The 17,886-nt window shown below is 57.4% G+C and carries 20 protein-coding genes; 4 read left to right on the forward strand and 16 right to left on the reverse strand.

Annotated features, from left to right (window positions below; all coding sequences use genetic code 11):
* Nucleotides 1-25: 25 nt before the first annotated feature.
* A complete protein-coding gene (locus tag APU02_RS23050; protein WP_229264098.1) occupies nt 26-976 on the reverse strand; it encodes a LysR family transcriptional regulator in 951 nt (316 codons plus the stop codon).
* 95 nt (nt 977-1,071) lie between these two features.
* On the opposite strand from APU02_RS23050, the gene APU02_RS23055 reads away from it, so the two are divergent.
* Nucleotides 1,072-2,265, forward strand: a complete 1,194-nt coding sequence (locus APU02_RS23055; protein WP_042283745.1) for an MFS transporter — start codon at nt 1,072-1,074, stop codon at nt 2,263-2,265.
* A 78-nt stretch (nt 2,266-2,343) separates the two neighbouring features.
* Here APU02_RS23055 and flgL read toward each other — a convergent pair whose 3' ends face one another.
* The 11 genes from flgL to flgB form a co-directional block, all read right to left on the reverse strand.
* Nucleotides 2,344-3,297, reverse strand: a complete 954-nt coding sequence (gene flgL, locus APU02_RS23060; protein ID WP_042283746.1) for a flagellar hook-associated protein FlgL — start codon at nt 3,295-3,297, stop codon at nt 2,344-2,346.
* 14 nt (nt 3,298-3,311) lie between these two features.
* Entirely contained in the window at nt 3,312-4,952 is a 1,641-nt protein-coding gene (flgK, locus tag APU02_RS23065; RefSeq protein WP_060571348.1) for a flagellar hook-associated protein FlgK, read from the reverse strand.
* A 65-nt stretch (nt 4,953-5,017) separates the two neighbouring features.
* Complete coding sequence (flgJ, locus tag APU02_RS23070) at nt 5,018-5,968, reverse strand: flagellar assembly peptidoglycan hydrolase FlgJ (protein ID WP_060571349.1); 951 nt, start codon at nt 5,966-5,968, stop codon at nt 5,018-5,020.
* Nucleotides 5,968-7,065 (reverse strand): flagellar basal body P-ring protein FlgI, encoded by a 1,098-nt coding sequence (locus APU02_RS23075; RefSeq protein WP_042283752.1) that lies wholly within the window; start codon nt 7,063-7,065, stop codon nt 5,968-5,970. Before APU02_RS23075 ends, flgJ begins: the two co-directional genes overlap by 1 nt.
* A gap of 12 nt (nt 7,066-7,077) precedes the next feature.
* Complete coding sequence (gene flgH / locus APU02_RS23080; RefSeq protein ID WP_042283754.1) at nt 7,078-7,776, reverse strand: flagellar basal body L-ring protein FlgH; 699 nt, start codon at nt 7,774-7,776, stop codon at nt 7,078-7,080.
* A gap of 57 nt (nt 7,777-7,833) precedes the next feature.
* Nucleotides 7,834-8,616, reverse strand: coding sequence for a flagellar basal-body rod protein FlgG (gene flgG, locus APU02_RS23085; RefSeq protein WP_042283756.1), 783 nt, complete (start codon nt 8,614-8,616; stop codon nt 7,834-7,836).
* 13 nt (nt 8,617-8,629) lie between these two features.
* Entirely contained in the window at nt 8,630-9,385 is a 756-nt protein-coding gene (locus APU02_RS23090; RefSeq protein WP_042283758.1) for a flagellar basal body rod protein FlgF, read from the reverse strand.
* 20 nt (nt 9,386-9,405) lie between these two features.
* Nucleotides 9,406-10,680: a flagellar hook protein FlgE gene (gene flgE / locus APU02_RS23095; protein ID WP_060571350.1), complete on the reverse strand. Its 1,275-nt coding sequence runs from the start codon at nt 10,678-10,680 to the stop codon at nt 9,406-9,408.
* A gap of 25 nt (nt 10,681-10,705) precedes the next feature.
* Nucleotides 10,706-11,404: a flagellar hook assembly protein FlgD gene (flgD, locus tag APU02_RS23100; RefSeq protein ID WP_060571351.1), complete on the reverse strand. Its 699-nt coding sequence runs from the start codon at nt 11,402-11,404 to the stop codon at nt 10,706-10,708.
* Nucleotides 11,405-11,415: 11 nt separating this feature from the next.
* Nucleotides 11,416-11,820, reverse strand: a complete 405-nt coding sequence (gene flgC, locus APU02_RS23105) for a flagellar basal body rod protein FlgC (RefSeq protein ID WP_042283764.1) — start codon at nt 11,818-11,820, stop codon at nt 11,416-11,418.
* Nucleotides 11,821-11,823: 3 nt separating this feature from the next.
* Nucleotides 11,824-12,240, reverse strand: a complete 417-nt coding sequence (flgB, locus tag APU02_RS23110) for a flagellar basal body rod protein FlgB (protein WP_042283766.1) — start codon at nt 12,238-12,240, stop codon at nt 11,824-11,826.
* Between the two features lie 156 nt (nt 12,241-12,396).
* Here flgB and flgA point away from each other — a divergent pair, with 156 nt between their 5' ends.
* From flgA to flgN, 3 genes are all read left to right on the forward strand, one after another.
* A complete protein-coding gene (gene flgA, locus APU02_RS23115; protein ID WP_060571352.1) occupies nt 12,397-13,056 on the forward strand; it encodes a flagellar basal body P-ring formation chaperone FlgA in 660 nt (219 codons plus the stop codon).
* 92 nt (nt 13,057-13,148) lie between these two features.
* Nucleotides 13,149-13,442 carry a flagellar biosynthesis anti-sigma factor FlgM gene (gene flgM, locus APU02_RS23120; protein ID WP_042283772.1) on the forward strand — a complete coding sequence of 98 codons (294 nt, stop codon included), beginning with the start codon at nt 13,149-13,151 and terminating at the stop codon, nt 13,440-13,442.
* A gap of 4 nt (nt 13,443-13,446) precedes the next feature.
* Entirely contained in the window at nt 13,447-13,869 is a 423-nt protein-coding gene (gene flgN, locus APU02_RS23125) for a flagella biosynthesis chaperone FlgN (protein WP_060571353.1), read from the forward strand.
* A 94-nt stretch (nt 13,870-13,963) separates the two neighbouring features.
* On the opposite strand, the gene murJ is transcribed toward flgN, so the two are convergent.
* The 4 genes from murJ to rimJ form a co-directional block, all read right to left on the reverse strand.
* The gene (gene murJ, locus APU02_RS23130) at nt 13,964-15,499 is read right to left on the reverse strand and encodes a murein biosynthesis integral membrane protein MurJ (protein ID WP_042283776.1); all 1,536 of its coding nucleotides are present in this window, start codon (nt 15,497-15,499) and stop codon (nt 13,964-13,966) included.
* Between the two features lie 109 nt (nt 15,500-15,608).
* On the reverse strand, nt 15,609-16,532 hold the full coding sequence (locus APU02_RS23135) for a Gfo/Idh/MocA family oxidoreductase (RefSeq protein WP_060571354.1): 924 nt from the start codon (nt 16,530-16,532) through the stop codon (nt 15,609-15,611).
* A gap of 1 nt (nt 16,533) precedes the next feature.
* Nucleotides 16,534-17,184 (reverse strand): YceH family protein, encoded by a 651-nt coding sequence (locus APU02_RS23140; protein WP_042283781.1) that lies wholly within the window; start codon nt 17,182-17,184, stop codon nt 16,534-16,536.
* Nucleotides 17,185-17,194: 10 nt separating this feature from the next.
* Nucleotides 17,195-17,779 (reverse strand): ribosomal protein S5-alanine N-acetyltransferase, encoded by a 585-nt coding sequence (gene rimJ, locus APU02_RS23145; RefSeq protein ID WP_042283783.1) that lies wholly within the window; start codon nt 17,777-17,779, stop codon nt 17,195-17,197.
* Between the last annotated feature and the right edge of the window lie 107 nt (nt 17,780-17,886).

Raw genomic sequence — 17,886 nt, forward strand, 5'->3', positions numbered from 1 at the left:
AAAGCCGACCTCCGGGTCGGCTTTTTTATTCCCCCTGCGGTTGGCGCATTCCCGCCAGTTCTGGCATCACCTCTTTCATTAATTCCAGGAAACGGCGCAGTCGGGAAGGATAATAACGCGCCCACGGATAGACCAGATGTACCGGTAACGGCGCAGCCTGCCAGTCGGCAACCAGTTCAACCAGACGCCCGCTGGCGATATCTTCTTCCACCGTCCAGCTGGAGACAATCGCAACGCCCAGCCCCGCCAGCGCCGCATTGCGTGCGACGTAAATACTGTCAGTACTCAGCCGTGGCGTAATCGGGAAGCTCACCGGTTGGCGACTAATCTGATGGCTCAGCGAGACGTTATGTTGATAGAAAGTGTTGAGGGCGATCCAGGGCAGCGCAGACAACTGATGCGGTTCGCTGACAGGATCAAATTCCGCCAGTAACTCTGGCGTCGCCACCACGCTACGCGGCACTTCCGCCAGCAGCACCGACACCGTGGCCGGATCAACCTCTGCCCCCACCCGAATAGCGCAATCAATGTTGTCGCTCAGGAAGTCGACCGTTTTGTCGTTGAGCATCCACTCCACTGACAGATTCGGGTAACGGGCCAAAAAATGGAGTAACGGCGTCAGGAGCTGCTGCTGGCCGAAAGCATGCGGCGCGCGTACCCGCAGCGTACCTACGGGTTCGTCTTCCGCCGCGTTAAGCCCGTCCTCAAGCGCCAGCCAGGCGTCAATGATGTGTTTCGCGTGCTGATAACCGCGCTCGCCGTCGTCTGTCAGCTTCATTGCATGAGTGGTGCGTAACAACAGTTTAACGCCCAGCATGGCTTCAAGCGACTGTAAACGACGGCTGATAGTGGCCTGGGTGGTATTTAACTGTCTTGCCGCTGCCGAGAGCGATCCGGCTTCGACAATACGCACAAACGTCCGCATCAGCTCCACCCTGTCTATACGTTCATTTTTAAGCATGTGCTTTTTACCCATACGTTAAACGTATAACTGTTTTACCATTTCGCCTGCTACCCGGCCACGGCGTATGAGAGAAAAATAGCCTCACACCCGTCATTGAGGACAGCAGTATGAACACACCTTCCCGTTGGCTTATTTTAGTACTGGCGCTGGGCGCCGGATTTAGCGTTGCCGCCATTTATTATTCCCAGCCGCTGTTGCCGTTAATGGGGGAAGATCCTGGCATGAGCATCACCGGCATGGGGTTGGTTCCCACCCTGACGCAAGCCGGTTACGCGTCAGGCATTCTGTTTTTATTGCCGCTGGGCGACCGTTTTGACCGCCGGATGTTGATTCTGATAAAGAGCGTCGTCCTTGCCCTGCTGCTACTGATCTGTAGCGTGAGCGAATCCGCCTCTTCCCTGCTGCTGGTCAGCCTCCTCATTGGCATGGCGGCCACCATGGCGCAGGATATTGTTCCGGCTGCGGCGATCCTGGCGCCGGAAGGGAAACAGGGAAAGACCGTAGGCACAGTGATGACCGGCCTGTTGTTGGGGATCCTGCTGTCACGTACCGTCAGCGGCCTGGTGGGCGAAGCGTTTGGCTGGCGTGAGATGTATCAGCTTGCCGCGGTCAGCATCGCGCTGGCAGGTCTGCTGCTATGGAAAGCGCTGCCGCCGTTTGCCGCCCACTCCACCCTGAACTATCCGGCGCTGTTAGGCACCATGGCGCAGCTATGGCGGCGTTACCCAACCCTGCGCCGGGCGGCGCTGGCGCAGGGTGCGCTTTCTGTCGCCTTTAGCGCCTTCTGGTCAACGCTTGCCGTGATGCTGGCGGAACACTACCGGATGGGTAGCGCTGCGGCGGGCGCGTTCGGCATCGCCGGCGCGGCAGGCGCGCTGGCGGCCCCGCTGGCAGGTCATCTGGCGGATAAAATGGGCGTGGAGAAAGTTGCGCAACTCGGCGCGCTGTTGGTGACACTCTCTTTCGCCGTAATGTATGCCTTACCGTTCCTGTCCGCGCCGGGTCAATGGGTTCTGATCGCGCTTTGCGCCGTCGGGTTCGATCTGGGGCTGCAGTCAAGCCTGGTGGCGCATCAGAATCTGGTGTACAGCCTTGAGCCTCAGGCCCGGGGTCGCCTCAACGCCCTGCTGTTCACGGTCGTGTTTATCGGTATGGCGCTGGGGTCGGTGGTCGGCAGTCAGGTTTACGCGCGGGCAAACTGGCCAGGTGTCGTGACGCTGGCAACGCTATGCGGTGCCGTTGCGCTGGCTATCCGCATGACGGCAAAACGCCAGCCTGCACAGCCGCAGACAGAACGCTAAAAAAATGCCCGCCCCGGGGTGTACTGGAGCGGGCAGACAAAACATACCCAGTTTCTTGATATGTTTCAAAACGAGCGGTTAACGGTTGAGCTGAAACAGCGACATTCCCTGCATGTCTGTAAAGGCTTTATACGAGGCCTGCAGCGCCGCCTGTTGCATGACGTACGAGGAGATCGCCTCGTTCCAGTCAACGTCAACCAGATTACTCATCTGCTGCTTTTGTCCCAGCGCGCGGTCGCTGCCTAACGTGTCGAGAGAACTGAGTTCGCTCAGTTGCGTACCCAGCTCCGCCCGTACGCTCAGCACATTGTTCAGTGAATTTTTCAGCCCGCGGTTGGTTTTATCAATCACCGCCTGAGCTTGCTCTTTCAACGCTTCATCGTCGCCTACCGCGGTATTGAGCGAGTCGATGGCTGAGTCCAGCATTCTGAACAGGTTCGTTTCGGATGGTTTACCGTCAGGCTCCGGTACCGCGTTGCTGGTAATGGAATTGAAGATGTCGCTGCCAATATGACCAATGACCATCGAGCGCGCCGAGTCCACCTGCTGCTTAATGCTTTCGGTGCCGCCGTTATAGGTCCCGTCCGCCTGAGCGAACGGGGGCGTTTCGGTTTTATAGCCAGCAAAAATATAGCGACCATTGCCGTCGGTGCTGTTCGCCAGGTTCATCAGCTGATCGCGGATCCCCTGCAGATCGGTCGCCAGCGAGGCACGGTCGTCGTCGCTTAAGGTGCCGTTTCCCGCACTGACAATTTTCTCCTGTGCCGTCTGAATCGCCGTTGTCACCTGATTCAGCACGTTTTCTTCCAGCGAGACCTTCTGCGTGGCAAAAGTACGGGCCAGCGCGAACTGGCTGTTTTGCGCCTGCGCCTGTGAAAGCACCACGGCCTGGGATGCCGCAATAGGATCATCTGAAGGATTAATAACCCGCTTCCCCGACGACATCTGCTCACCGTATTTCATCCATTCGGCCTGAGCATTGGTGATACCACGCATGTTCTGCTGGTACATCATTTGGGTACTGATACGCATGAGTTCCTTCTCCCTTAGCGGATGTTCAACAGAGCATCAAACAATGAGTTCGCCGTTTGCAGCACCTGGGCATTGGCAAGATAGTACTGCTGAAAGCGCTGCAGGTTGCCATACTCTTCGTCAAGGTTGACCCCGGAGATCGATTGCTGTTGTCGGGTCAACTGCGTAACCACATCGTTCTGAGTGGTGCTGCTGGTTTTCAGCGTCGCAGTTTTACTGCCAACATCGCTCACCAGGGTGGCATAAGCGTCGTTAAACGATTTTGACCCGCCCACGGTGGTGCCGTCGTTTTGCAGATCTAACAGCGCCTGGCCGTTACGGTTATCGCTCGCCCCTGACGTGGCGTCTTGCGCCATGGCGATTTGCGATTCATTGGTCACCTTAACGCTCATATTCATTATGGCGTCGCCGACTGGCTTCAGCGTGAAACTGTCGTTAGCATTCGCCCCGGTTCCCACCGTCACTTCCAGACCGTCAAAGGTCAGTTTTCCATTGGTGGCGGTCGCTTCAAAGCGGGTATTATCGGCCAGGCGAGTGATTTGCCATTTTGCCCCGTCGTAGACCATTTTATAGTCGGTTGCCTGTACCGCTGAGGCATCGGTCACCGCAGCGCTCACGGCTGCGCTACCGGTATTCTTGTCGTTTTTCAGTACTGCCGGGCTACCGATGGTAAAGAAATCCGTATTGGTATTGCCATTGGCGTCATAACCCTTGCGGTGCTGCTGGTTAAATGCGTCCGCAAACGCCAGCGCCAGCTGTCCCAGCGTGTTACGCGTCTTGTCGAGTTCTTCGGTACGGAAGCTGAGCAGTCCCCCCAGCGAACCTGTTGAAATCAGTTTTTCCGGAATTTCAATATTCCCGGCCTGCTCGTCAACATACGCCACGGTAATACGCGACGGATCGGCATGGGACGGAACCGCCGCCAGTTGACGCGCATTACTGCCCTGTACCAGCGAATAGCCGTTCGCCATTGTGATGTTATAGGTGCCGCCGTCCTGCACGCTGACTTCCACGCCAACCAGTTTATTCAGTTCGCTGACCAACTGGTCGCGCTGGTCCAGCAGATCGTTCGGCGATGCCCCGGCGCCCACGCCGGTCAGACGCGAAATCTGGTCGTTCAGACTGGCGATTTGCTTGCTGTAGTTATTGATCTGATCGACGCTGGAGGTAATCGAAATATTGATCTGTTTGTCCTGGTCGCGCAGGTACTGGTCGGTGGTCTTAAACTGATTCACCAGACCGTTCGCCTTGCCAATCAGCGTCTGGCGCGCCGCCGGATCTTCGGCGTTGCTCACCAGCGTTTGCAGACTGGTGAAAAAGTCCTGCATTGAGGTCGAAATGGAGCTGGTTTTGCTCGCCAGCAGGTTATCGATTTTCGACATCTGCTCGTAACGGGTCGTCAGGCCACTGCTCTGGTTCTGCGCGGCGCGCAACTGATTAGTAATAAACGCATCGTATTCGCGCTGTACGCCGGACACATACACGCCGTTACCTACCCAGCCGCCAGCGCCCAGCGTGCTGTTGGCCTGCGCCATAATCGTGGTTTGTCGGGTATATCCCGCCACGTTATAACTGGAAATATTATTACTGGCAGTATTCAGCGCCGCCTGGGCTGCATTCAACCCGCTCATGGCGTTATTAATCAAGCTGGACATGGAGGTTCCTTTTAATCCTTCAGTTACAAACCATTATCGGCAGCAGGTCGCGGGACTTGAGCCATTTAGAAGAGATTGTCGAGATTTGCGCTGTAGGCGTTGCTTACCTTCTCGCTCATCGACTTCAGCTGTTGGATCATGGTGGTCAGTTTACGCGCGTAGTGGGGGTCGGTCGCATAACCGGCTTTCTGTAGCGCCTGAGCGCCCTGCTCGGCCGTGGCGGCCGTCGTAACGGCGGCATAGCGCGGATTGCGGGTGAGCAGACCGACATAATCCGACAGCGCCTCCAGATACGAACTGTAAACGCGAAACTTCGCCTTCACCTTTTTCGCTTCGCCATTCTCGTATTCGGTGGTGGTGATTTCTGTCACCGGCCCTTTCCAGCTGGCGGACGCCTTCACGCCAAACAGGTTGAAGCTCGGTTCGCCGTTCTCGCGGCGAATTTGCCGCTGCCCCCAGCCAGACTCCAGCGCCGCCTGCGCCAGAATCAGATGATGCGGCACGCCGCTTTGCTCGCTGGCCAGTCGCGCCGGCAGCGAAAGTTGCGCCAGAAAATCTTTGCTGTCGCCGGAAAGCGGTTCGTCGCTGCTGACTGGCGCTTTCGGCATCGCCTTGCTCACCAGTTGGGTCAAGGCCTGATGTTGATAGCGGGTCACCGTTTCCAGCGGGAATTTCATCGGTACCTGCGGCACCTCTTCCACCGGTTGCGCCTGCCCCTGGGTTATCTGTTTAACCATCATTTCCGCCAGACCCAGTCCTTTACCGGCGGTCATCTGCTGGGCGATCTGCTGGTCGTACATGCTGGTATACAAACGCGTCTGATCGCTGCTGAACAGGCCATCCTTCGGCAGCGTTTCACGCATGCTTTTCAGCATCATTTGTACAAACATCCCCTCCACCTGACGCGCCACCGGACGCATGTTCGCCGCCGGGTCCTGGCCCGCTTTGGCCTTCAGATCGTTCAGGGACTGCGCGTCCCAGGCGGCGCTGGCCAGCAGTTTGCTGTCGCTAATCATCAGATAATTTCCAGTTTGGCGCGCAGGCAGCCCGCGCTCTGCATCGACTGGAGGATCGACATCAGATCCATTGGCGTCGCGCCCAGCGCGTTGAGCGCCCGCACCACGTTGTTCAGGTTGGCGCTGGACCGCACGCTTTGCAGGGAGCCGCCGCTCTGGCGCAGGTCGATCTGCGTTTGTGGCGTCACCACCGTTTGCCCGCCGCCGAACGGTGTATCCGGCTGGCTGACGTTCGCCTGACGGTTAACCGTTACAGAAAGATTCCCCTGAGCCACGGCGCAGCTGTCGAGGGTCACTTCACGATTCATCACCACCGAGCCGGTACGTGAATTGATCACCACCTTCGCATCCTGCGGGGTGACGTTGACCTCCATGTTCTGAATATCGGCGAGGAAGCGGACCTGAGAACTGCCGCCGCTCGGCACCCGCACCTGAATGGTTCGTGCATCCAGCGCGGTGGCGCTGCCAAAGCCACGGGCGCGGTTGATGGTGTCCGCGATCTGCTGGGCCATGGTGAAATCTTCATTATTAAGCTGCAGATTCAGGGTATTACCCGCCCCAAACTGGCTGGGCAGCTCGCGCTCGATAATCGCCCCGTTGGTGATGCGCCCACCGTTAAGCTGGTTCACCTGCACGCTGCTGCCGCCCGCGGAGGCGCCCGCGCCGCCGACCAGAATGTTCCCTTGCGCCAGCGCATACACCTGACTGTCGACCCCTTTTAAGGGGGTCATCAGCAGCGTGCCGCCCCGCAGACTTTTGGCGTTACCCAGCGAAGACACCACCACGTCGATGGTTTGCCCCTGACGACCAAACGCCGGGAAGGTGGCGGTCACCATGACTGCCGCCACGTTTTTCAGTTGCATATTGGTGCCGGTTGGCACCGTGATGCCGAGCTGGGAAAGCATGTTGTTCAGCGTTTGGGTGGTGAATGGCGTCTGGGTGGTCTGGTCGCCGGTACCGTCCAGCCCTACCACCAGCCCGTAGCCAATGAGCGAGTTTTCACGTACGCCCTGTACGCTGGTGAGATCGCGAATACGATCGGCATGGGCCAGCGTGGCGGCGAGAACCAGGACCAGTCCAACTACAGATTTAAACATGGAAGACCTCGCTTACATCGGGGACAGGTTAAGGAAGAAACGCTGGAGCCAGCCCATATTTTGCGCTTCGTTGATATAGCCGTTTCCGACATATTCGATACGGGCATCCGCCACCTGGGTTGACGGAACGGAGTTACTGCCGCTAATGGTGCGTGGATTAACCACGCCGGAGAAGCGGATGAATTCAGTCCCCTGATTGATGGCGATCTGTTTTTCACCCACGACATGTAAATTACCGTTGACCAGCACCTGATCGACGGTCACGGTCAGCGTGCCGCTGAAGGTATTGCTGGCGTTTGCCCCCCCTTTACCGTTAAAGGTGTTACCGCCGGACGCTTCTACGTCGGCACGGGCATTGCCAAACAGTCCTTGCAGATAACGCGGCACGGTATCAAAACCAAAGTTGGTTTTGCCGTCGCGGCTGGCGTTCGCCGACGAGCTTTTACTGGCGCTGACGTTTTCCTGCAATACGATGGTCAGCGTGTCGCCAATATTACGCGGGCGACGGTCTTCAAACAGTGGCTGATAGCCATAGTTGATGGGCTGCGCGGACTGAAAAATCGAACCATTCGCCACCGGCGTCGGTCCCGGAACAGGCTGGGCCGAGGTCGCGCCCTGTACCAGCGGCGTGGAAGGGATCCAGGCGCATCCTGACAGCGAAACCACCAGCAGGGCCATGATCGGGTAAGCGTGCGCAGCGTTTTTTTGCATTGCCTTTATCTTCTGAAACCGGGAGCCGGTGACGCTTTCGCCTCACCGGGCATCACCTTAGAGTTGCGTCAGTTTTTGCAGCATCTGATCGGTCGTTGAGACCGCTTTGCTGTTGATTTCGTAAGCGCGCTGAACCTGGATCATGTTGACCAGTTCTTCCGCGACGTTAACGTTTGAGGTTTCGACATAGCCCTGATACAGCAAGCCCGCGCCGTTCAGCCCCGGCGTGCTCTCATTCGGCGCGCCGGAAGACTGGGTTTCGGTGTACAGGTTTTCGCCGATACTCTCCAGGCCGGTGTCATTCATAAAGGTGGTCAGGTTGAGCTGCCCCACCTGCACCGGGGCTGCCTGTCCCTGCTGGGTCACGCTGACAACGCCGTCGCGACCAATAGTAATGCTCAGCGCGTTCGCCGGAATGGTGATCGCAGGTTGAACCTGGAAGCCGCCCGCCGTCACCAGTTGACCATTCTGGTCAACCTGGAACGAACCGTCGCGGGTGTACGCCGACGTGCCGTCCGGCAGCATTACCTGAAAGAAGCCCTGACCTTTAATCGCCACATCTTTACTGTTATTAGTCTGCGACAGGTTGCCCTGGCTGTGCAGGCGTTCGGTCGCGACAGGTCGTACGCCGGTACCGATTTGCAGACCCGAAGGCAGGGTAGTCTGCTCGGAAGACTGTGCGCCAGGCTGGCGAATCGTCTGGTAGAGCAGATCTTCAAATACCGCGCGCTGGCGTTTAAAACCATTCGTGCTGACGTTTGCCAGGTTGTTGGCAATCACATCCATATTGGTTTGCTGCGCGTCCAGGCCGGTTTTGGCGATCCATAATGAACTGATCATAAAATGTCCTGCATTAACTCATCGACAGCAGTTGGTTAGCGCGCCCGGCGTTGTCATCCACGCTGGTGATAACCTTCATCTGCATTTCAAAACGTCTGGCGTTGGCGATCATGTCGCTCATCGCGGCCACCGCATTGACGTTACTGCCTTCCAGTACCCCTGACATGACGCGGATCGTCGGGTCAGCCTGCAATACCGGACCACGGGCGGCCTGAGTCGCGGCGGTCAGACGGAACATTCCGTCGTCGCCGCGCTGTACTTCATTCCCTTCAGCCTTTACCAGCTTCAGACGTCCTACCGGGGCCACCGTGTTCGCCGGATCGCCCGGATTCAGCGCCGAGATAGTGCCGTCGGCGGCAATGGTTATCTCCGACCCTTCAGGCACCGCTATCGGCCCGGCTTCGCCAATTACCGGATGCCCCTGAATAGTCAACTGACCGGTGGGGCCCACCTGAATATTGCCGTTGCGGGTATACCCTTCTCCGCCGTCGGCGGTTTGCACCGCCAGCCAGCCGTCCTGCTGCAGCGCCACGTCCAGCGGACGCGAGGTGTAGTCCATCTGGCCCGGCGTCATGTTTGCCCCCGGCGTGGAGGCCGTTACCAGCGTCCGGGTGGGCAGCGACAGCCCTTCAACCGGAACCGCTCGCAGTGCGGTAAGCTGGGCGCGGAAGCCCGGCGTCGAGGCATTTGCCAGGTTGCTGGCCGTTACCGCCTGCTGATTCAGGGTCTGGCTCGCTGCCCCCATTGCGGTATAGATTGCGTGATCCATTAAGCTATCCCGTCAGGCGCTTAGCGCAGGTTAACCAGCGTATTGAGGATCTGATCCTGGGTTTTGATGGTCTGCGCGTTCGACTGATAGTTACGTTGCGCGACGATCATGTTCACCAGTTCTTTACTGAGATCCACGTTCGAGGACTCCAGCGCGCCGTTGGTCAGTTTGCCGAAGTTACCCGTGCCCGCCGTACCCAGCAGCTCAACGCCGGATGCCTGGGTCGCCGCCCAAACGTTATCGCCCTGTGACGACAGCCCTTCGTTGTTGGCGAAGTTCGCCAGCACGATCTGCCCCAGCACCTGCTTTTGCTCGTTGGAGTAGTTGCCCACCACGGTACCGTCGTCGTTAATCTGGTAGCTGACCAGGTCCCCCGGCTTGTAGCCGTTCTGGGTGGTGGCAATGACGTTGTTCGCACCGGTGTTCTGCTGCATGGAGTTCTGCAGGCTTAAGGTGAATTCCGCCGGTTCCGCGCCGTTTACCGTGCCGGAGGTGATCCGGAAGGTTGGCGTGGCATTCGGCATGCCGCTCAGCACCCAGTCCTGGGCCGGTACGCCAGCGTCTGGGGTATATTCTTCTACGTTATCCAGTGCGCCGTTCTCGTCGAACTTCATCTGGGCGGCTTTCACCAGCGGCGAGTTGGCTACGCTGGAATCCTGAGTCCAGACGTCCCAGGTGTTATCGCCGGTTTTCACGTAAAACACGTTGATGTCGTGCTGGTTGCCCTGGCTGTCGAAAACGGTCAGCGGCGCGCGCTTGTTATAGCTGTCAGCATCGGTCGGTGAAAACGGCTTGTTAGCGGGCACTTTATCTGACGAGTTAAGGTTAATCTGCATCGCCGCGGTATCGGTACTTTTCGCGCCCATCAGCGTGTTCGGGATAGTAATCGGCCCCGGGTTCGCCCCTTGCTGAATGGTCGGCGGCGTGCCGGCTGCCGGGTAACCTGTCAGTTGCATCCCCTGCATATTCACCAGATTACGGTTTTCGTCCAGTTTGAACTGGCCGTTGCGGCTGTAGAAAACGGCGCCGTTGCTGTCCACCAGACGGAAAAAACCGTTCTGGCTGATGGCGACATCAAGGCCGCGTCCGGTATTGGTGGTGGTGCCGTCGGTAAAGTCCTGGGTGATACCCGCCACTTTTACCCCCAGCCCGACTTTGGAACCGGCGAACATATCCGCAAACGAGGCGGTACCCGATTTAAAACCGTACGTGGCGGAGTTAGCGATGTTGTTACCAATGACATCGAGGTTGGTGGCTGCGGCATTCAGACCGCTAACCGCTTGTGAAAAGGCCATGTTGACTCCTGATAAGTGAGAAGGCTTAAATGATCTGCCGTACTTCGTCGAGGGTGGTGGTTCCGTAAGTGCCGAGATCGAGCGTATTGCCGCCGTTACTGCGGATCACCCCTTGCACCAGCGCAAACTGCAACGGCTGCGCCACCAGTTGCGTCGCGCCGTTGCTGGCGTTGATCGCCACGTTATACGAACCGTTTGGCGCCGTGGTGCCGTCGGTCAGTGTGCCGTCCCAGGTAAAGGTATGAACGCCCGCTTTCAGCGCGCCGATCTCAATAGTGCGCACCACTTTGCCGTCTTTATCGGTGATCGTGGCGGTGACTTTATCGGCGGGCTGCTGTAGCTCAACGCCAAACGGCGTGGTCGTGGTGGTCGCGCCCTCTTCCGTTCCCTTGCCCGCCAGAATCGTGGTGCCGGGGATCATCACCCCGTGACCAATCAGCGCGCTGGCCTGCAGCGACTGGCTGTTATCGATTTGGCCCGAAATAGCGCCCAGCGTGGTGTTAAGCTTTTCGATACCGCTGACGGTACTGATCTGCGCAAGCTGAGTGGTCAGCTCGTTGTTCTGCATCGGATTGGTGGGATCCTGGTTTTTCAGTTGCGCCACCAGCAGCGTCAGAAAGCTGCTTTGCAGATCGGAAGCGTTGCTGCCGGTCAGCGAGCTGCCGCTACCGGTACTCTTCACACCGGTATTAGTCGGATCGTTAACGTTTACCGCGATAGACATTGCCGTCTCCTTTACTGGCCAAGTGTCAGCGTTTTAAGCATCATGCTTTTAACGGTGTTGAGAACTTCTACGTTTGCCTGATAGCTGCGGGAGGCGGACATGGTGTTGACCATTTCGCCCACCACATCCACGTTCGGCATTTTCACGTAGCCATTGGCGTCCGCCAGAGGATTACCCGGCTCATAGACCAGCTTGTCCGGCGCCTGGCTTTCAATCACGTTGGACACCTTCACGCCGCCCGTCGGCGCACCGGGCGCCGCATCCACCTGAAAAACCACCTGCTTCGCGCGATACGGCTGACCATCCGGTCCCGTCACGCTGTCGGCGTTCGCCAGATTACTGGCCGCCACGTTGAGGCGCTGGGATTGCGCCGTTAAGGCCGAACCGGCGATATCAAAAATATTCAGCAGCGCCACGGATTAGTTCCCTCCCTGTAGCACGTTCATCATGCCTTTAATCTGTCCGCTCAATGCGGTCAGGCTCATCTGGTATTTCAGGCTGTTATCTGCAAACTGCGTGCGCTCGCGGTCCATATCAACGGTATTGCCATCCAGCGACGGCTGGTCGGGAACGCGGTAAAGCAATTCCGTAGACGGTGACGAGAAGGTCTGGGCGGGAATGTGCTGCGCAGAGGTCAATGCCAGGGAAATGCCGCTGGTTTCCGGCCTTCCCCGTACCATGACTTTTTTTAACTCACTGGCAAAATCCATATCGCGCGCCTGGTAACCCGGCGTGTCCGCGTTCGCGATATTGGCAGCCAGTACCTCCTGCCGCTGCGCGCGCAGATTCAGCGCTTCCTGTTGAAAACGTAAAGCGGCATCGAGCTTATCGAGCATATCTCCCCCGCGGATGACAAAATTCAGCCGACAGCTTAAATCCCATTACGCGCGCGTTATCGCCGGAATAAACGCAAAATGCGTCGCTATTTATTGCGTTGATGGTTGCGTCACACGGGTAGAATCCTGTCATTGCTGAAACAGCGGGAGATGACAATGCAAACGTTAAAGCGTGGAATAGCCCTGGCGGCGCTGTTGTTCAGTCCTCTGACGCTGGCGCAGGATTTAAACGCCCAGTTGACTGACTGGTTTACCCAGCGGCTGGCCGGGTTTAGCGATGAGGTGGTTGTGACACTTCGTACCGCGCCGAATCTGTTGCCACGTTGTGAATCCCCCGCCTTTAGCGTAACTGGCAGCGCGAAGCTATGGGGAAACGTTAACGTGCTCACGCGCTGCGCCAACGAAAAGCGTTATTTGCAAGTCAATGTGCAGGCGACGGGAAACTATGTGGTCGCCGCGGGGCCCGTTGCGCGTGGCGGCAAGCTCGGACCTGCCAGCGTCACGTTAAAGCGTGGACGGTTGGATCAGTTGCCTCCGCGCACCGTGCTGGATATCAATCAGATTCAGGACGCGGTCAGCCTGCGCGATCTCGCGCCTGGACAACCGATTCAGCTTACGATGCTGCGCCAGGCCTGGCGAATCAAGGCCGGTCAGCGCGTGCTGGTGGTTGCCAGCGGCGAGGGATTTAACGTTAATGCCGAAGGGCAGGCGCTGAACAACGCTGCGGTAGCCCAGAATGCGCGAGTGAGGATGTTATCGGGTCAGGTCGTCAGCGGTACCGTTGGTCCTGATGGGAATATTCTTATTAATCTGTAATCAGTTAAAGATTTTGTGGCGGCTGCCGATAGTGAAGAAACATTTGATAATAGCTGGCCGCGACAGCGTAGCCCCTCGATGAGGATGATAAAATGAGCATTGACCGTACCTCACCATTGAAACCCGTTAGCACCGTGCAACCGCGTGAAACCAGCGATACGCCGGTACAAAAGACCCGTCAGGAAAAAACCTCGACGGCAAACAGCACCAGCGTGACGTTAAGCGATGCTCAGGCCAAACTGATGCAGCCCGGCGCCAGCGATATCAACATGGAGCGCGTTGAAGCGTTAAAAACGGCGATTCGCAACGGCGAGCTGAAAATGGACACTGGCAATATTGCCGACGCGCTGATCCGCGAGGCGCAGAGCTATCTCCAGAGTAAATAAACGTATGACTCGTCTGGCAGAAATACTTGACCACATGACGGCGGTACTCAATGACCTGAAAAGGGTGATGGATGCCGAACAACAACAGCTTTCCGTCGGCCATATTAACGGTAGCCAGCTGCAGCGGATTACAGAAGAAAAAAGTTCTCTGCTGGCGACCCTTGACTACCTTGAACAGCAGCGACGCATTGAGCAGAATGCCGGGCATGGCGGCGATGACGATGTCAGCGCGCGCTGGCAGGCGATTACCGAAAAAACACAGCATCTGCGCGACCTGAACCAGCATAACGGCTGGCTGCTGGAGGATCAGATTGTTCGCAACCAACAGGCGCTCGACGTGCTGAAACCGTATCAGGAACCGACGCTTTACGGCGCGAACGGTCAAACTGCCTCAGCCCACCGCGGTGGGAAAAAATTCTCTATTTAGCGTTGCCCGATGTCGCCCGACGTTTCAGGCATTCGCAATGACGATCGGCACAGGCCGGAAAAGGCGGAACGCCGCCCTCCGGCAATGACCACCATTACGCCGTCCGGCGCGCAAACTCTTTCACTTTAAAGCCCAGCACCGCCAGCGCGGCAAAGTAAGCGGCAGCGCCAGCCACCACTACCGCCATCAGGCGTAGCAGACGCCACGGCATCGTGCCCTGGGACCATTCCGGCATGATGTGCAGCATTCCCACCAGCACAGCGGACATCACCAGCACCGCAATGACCAGACGCGAGAAAAAGCCCAGCCAGCCCGGCTGCGGCGTAAAAATGTCCTGCTTGCGTAACTGCCAGTACAGCAGGGAAGCATTGAGGCAGGCGGCAAGACCGATCGAAAGAGACAGCCCCGCGTGCTTCAGCGGGCCAATAAACGCCAGGTTCATCAACTGGGTCATGATCAACGTCACAATCGCGATTTTAACCGGCGTTTTGATGTCCTGACGAGAATAGAAGCCCGGCGCCAGCACTTTTACCACGATTAATCCCATCAGCCCCACCGAATAGGCAATCAACGCTTTTTGCGTCATCAGCGCGTCAAAGGCGGTAAATTTACCGTACTGAAACAGCGAGACGGTCAGCGGCCCGGAGAGGATCCCCAGGGCCACCGCGCTTGGCAGCGCCAGCAGAAAGCACAGACGCAGCCCCCAGTCCATCAGGCGGCAATACTCGTCATGGTTGCCGCTGGCAAAACTTTTCGACAGCGACGGCAGCAGGATGGTCCCCAGCGCCACACCCAGTACGCCGGACGGAAACTCCATAAGGCGATCCGCGTAGTACATCCACGATACCGATCCTGAAGTCAGAAACGAGGCGAAAATGGTGTTGATAATCAGTGAAATTTGGCTGACCGACACCCCCAGGATCGCCGGCCCCATTTGTTTGACTACCCGCATCGCCCCCGCATCGCGGAAATTAATGCGCGGCAGTACCAGCATGCCGATTTTCTTCAGGTGAGGCAGTTGGTACACCAGTTGCAGTACCCCGCCTGCAGTCACCGCCCACGCCAGCGCCAGTACCGGTGGGTTAAAATAAGGCGCCGCGAACAGTGCGAAGCCGATCATGCTGATGTTCAGAAAGGTCGGCGCAAACGCCGGGATCGAGAAGCGGTTCCAGGTATTGAGGATCGCCCCCACCAGCGAGGCCAGTGAAATCAGCAAAATATAGGGAAAGGTGATCTGCAGCAGTTTGGTGGTCAGCGCGAATTTATCGGCAGTATCGGCAAAGCCAGGCGCGGTCACCATGATCACCCACGGCGCGGCCAGCATCCCGAGGATTGTCACCACCGCCAGTGCCAGCGTCAGCAGTCCCGACACATACGAGACAAATACCCGGGTCGCATCTTCGCCCTGCTTACTTTTGTATTCCGCCAGAATCGGCACAAAAGCCTGAGAAAATGCGCCTTCGGCAAAAATGCGGCGTAACAGATTAGGTAATTTGAATGCCACAAAAAAGGCGTCGGTCGCCATACCTGCGCCAAAGATTCTGGCGACAATCGCATCACGCGCAAAGCCAAGCACGCGCGAAAACATGGTCATTGAGCTGACGGCCGCCAGCGATTTCAATAAGTTCATTTCTTGTTATTCCACACCCTACGGCAAAACGCCTGCAGTGCAGGCGTTGGAAGAGGCGCTTAGTCTACCGTGATTATGCTGAATTACTACCGGCAGTTGTGACAGATGATTATTCGCTCATCGCCTCGCGCCAGAGCTTTTCCACTACCCGCTGGGCCAGGATCGCCTGCTCGCCAGCGGTTTCCGGAACCGTCTGATTCTGCACGCATTCGATAAAATGACGCGCACAACCGGCGAAACCGCGCTGTTCAAGGATGCTCTGCCAGCCGGGAATCGGTTTATGCACCACCCCCTGCCCGCGCTCCTCGCGCCAGTCGCGCATATCGGTAACATCAATCAGGCCGCCGTCGGTCACCGCCTGCACCCATTCCCGCTGGCTTCCCGCCCGACGGTGCATACTGGTGGTGATGTGGAGTCGGCTGGTGGCGAAATGGTGTTCCGCATACAGCATTTCGCCTGCGTCGTTGGTTTGCAGACTCCCGCTGCTGAGCGCGGCAGTCCCGCCCGCCAGCCACAGCGCGGTGTCGACAACATGCAGATAATCATCGAGCAGGGTGAACCGCAGGTCGTGTGGTCCCACGCTGTCGGTACGGTGTTTATCCATGCGCAGCGAAGCGGCGTTGCCGAGCTCCACTTTCAGTTCGCGGTACAGCGGTGCAAAGCGGCGGTTAAAGCCAACCATCAACGTGAGCTTTTTCTCCGCCGCCAGCGCCACCAGTCGCTCAGCATCACGCAGATTCTCAGCCAGCGGCTTGTCGACACAAACATGCACCCCCGCATTCAGCAATTCACTGACGACCGCATAATGGCTTGCGGTGCTTGAGTGGACGAAAACCGCGTCGCAGTCGCTTGCCAGGCTGGTCAGCGAGCCCGCGTAAGGGATGCGCCAGCTTGCACAGATTTTCTCTGCTTTTTCGCGCGATGGCGACCACGCAGCCTGGAGCGTCCAGTCTGTGGATGCGCCTAAAACCGGCAACCAGGCTTTTTGCGCGATGCCGCCCAATCCAACCACCCCGATGCGTAATTTTTTCACGTTACTCCCCCAGGTGCGCCAACAGTGACTCGAGTCGTTGCCTGAGCTCCGCAACCTCACCTTCCAGCGCCTCTACCCGCGCCAGCAGATCGCCTGACGCCGCAGAGACGCCCGCGTCGCTCGCCAACGCCTGTTCATCCACTTCGCCGCAAAACAAATGCATGAAACGGCTTTCGCGCTTACCCGGTTCACGCGCCAGACGAACAACGTAAGGGCCATCCTCGCGCGTCGCCAGTTGTTCCAGCGTGGCGTCCACTTCAGCCATGTCGCTAAACTCATACATCCGCGAGGCGCGGCTACGCAATTCCCCTGGCGTTTGCGCCCCGCGCAGCAGCAATGTCGTGACCAGCGCCACTTCCGCCGGGCTCAGCTTCAGGTTTCCGAATTCGGAATTACAGAAGCGCTGTTCATATTTGGTGACGCGATTGCCAAAACCGCTTACTGTGCGCAGGAAGTGACGTTTAACCAGATTATCAAGCTGTTCCTGCACCTCGTGTTCCGACAGGTTCATCACCGGTTCGCGGTTGGTCTTCTGGTTACAGGCGGTGACCACGCCGTTCACGGAAAGTGGATACTGTTCTGGTGTCGTGACCTGTTTTTCCAGCAGGCAGCCAATCACGCGGGCTTCCGTGGCGGTTAATTCGTATTTCATTATTTTCTCCTCACCGTCCGGGGGTCCATTCCGTTGTCGTTAACGCCGTCAGCACGTGGTCGCGCCACTGCCCGTCAATCAACAGATAATCTTTGGCGTAACCCTCTTTCTCAAAGCCGAGTCGCGCCAGTAAATCACCGCTGCGTTTATTGTGCGGCATGTAGTTTGCCATAATGCGATGAATATGTTGCGTGCGCTGCATATAGCGAATAGCGGCGCTGAGCGCTTCAAACATCAGCCCTTGTCCCTGCCATTTTTGCGCAATCGAATAGCCCAGATAACAGGCATGAAATGAACCGCGGACCACGTTTGAAAAGTTTGCCACGCCGATGATCTCTTTTTCTTCCGGGTCAAGCAGTGCAAAGTAAAAGGCAGAGCCCTGCTTATGAAATTCGCTAATCATACTCAGCCGTGCCTGCCATCCGGAAGGATAGCAGTGGCTTTCATCGCGAATCGGTTCCCAGGGCTTTAAAAAATGACGATTTTCCGCGTAATAGTCCGCCAGACGCCAGGCATCACGCTCATGCACTAAACGCACGACCAGACGGTCAGTGGTTAAGCGCACTTTTGGCACGTTACTGCGATAGCCAAACATAGATATTTCAACTCCTTCCCGAATCGTCATGACACCCCGATTCACTTACTATACCTGTGCAAAACCGCCCTGTGAAAAGCACGATTTGCCATTATTTGAATTATTCC

Origin of the sequence: Citrobacter sp. 50677481, assembly GCF_001463265.1 — a bacterium.
Lineage (GTDB): Bacteria > Pseudomonadota > Gammaproteobacteria > Enterobacterales > Enterobacteriaceae > Citrobacter_A > Citrobacter_A sedlakii.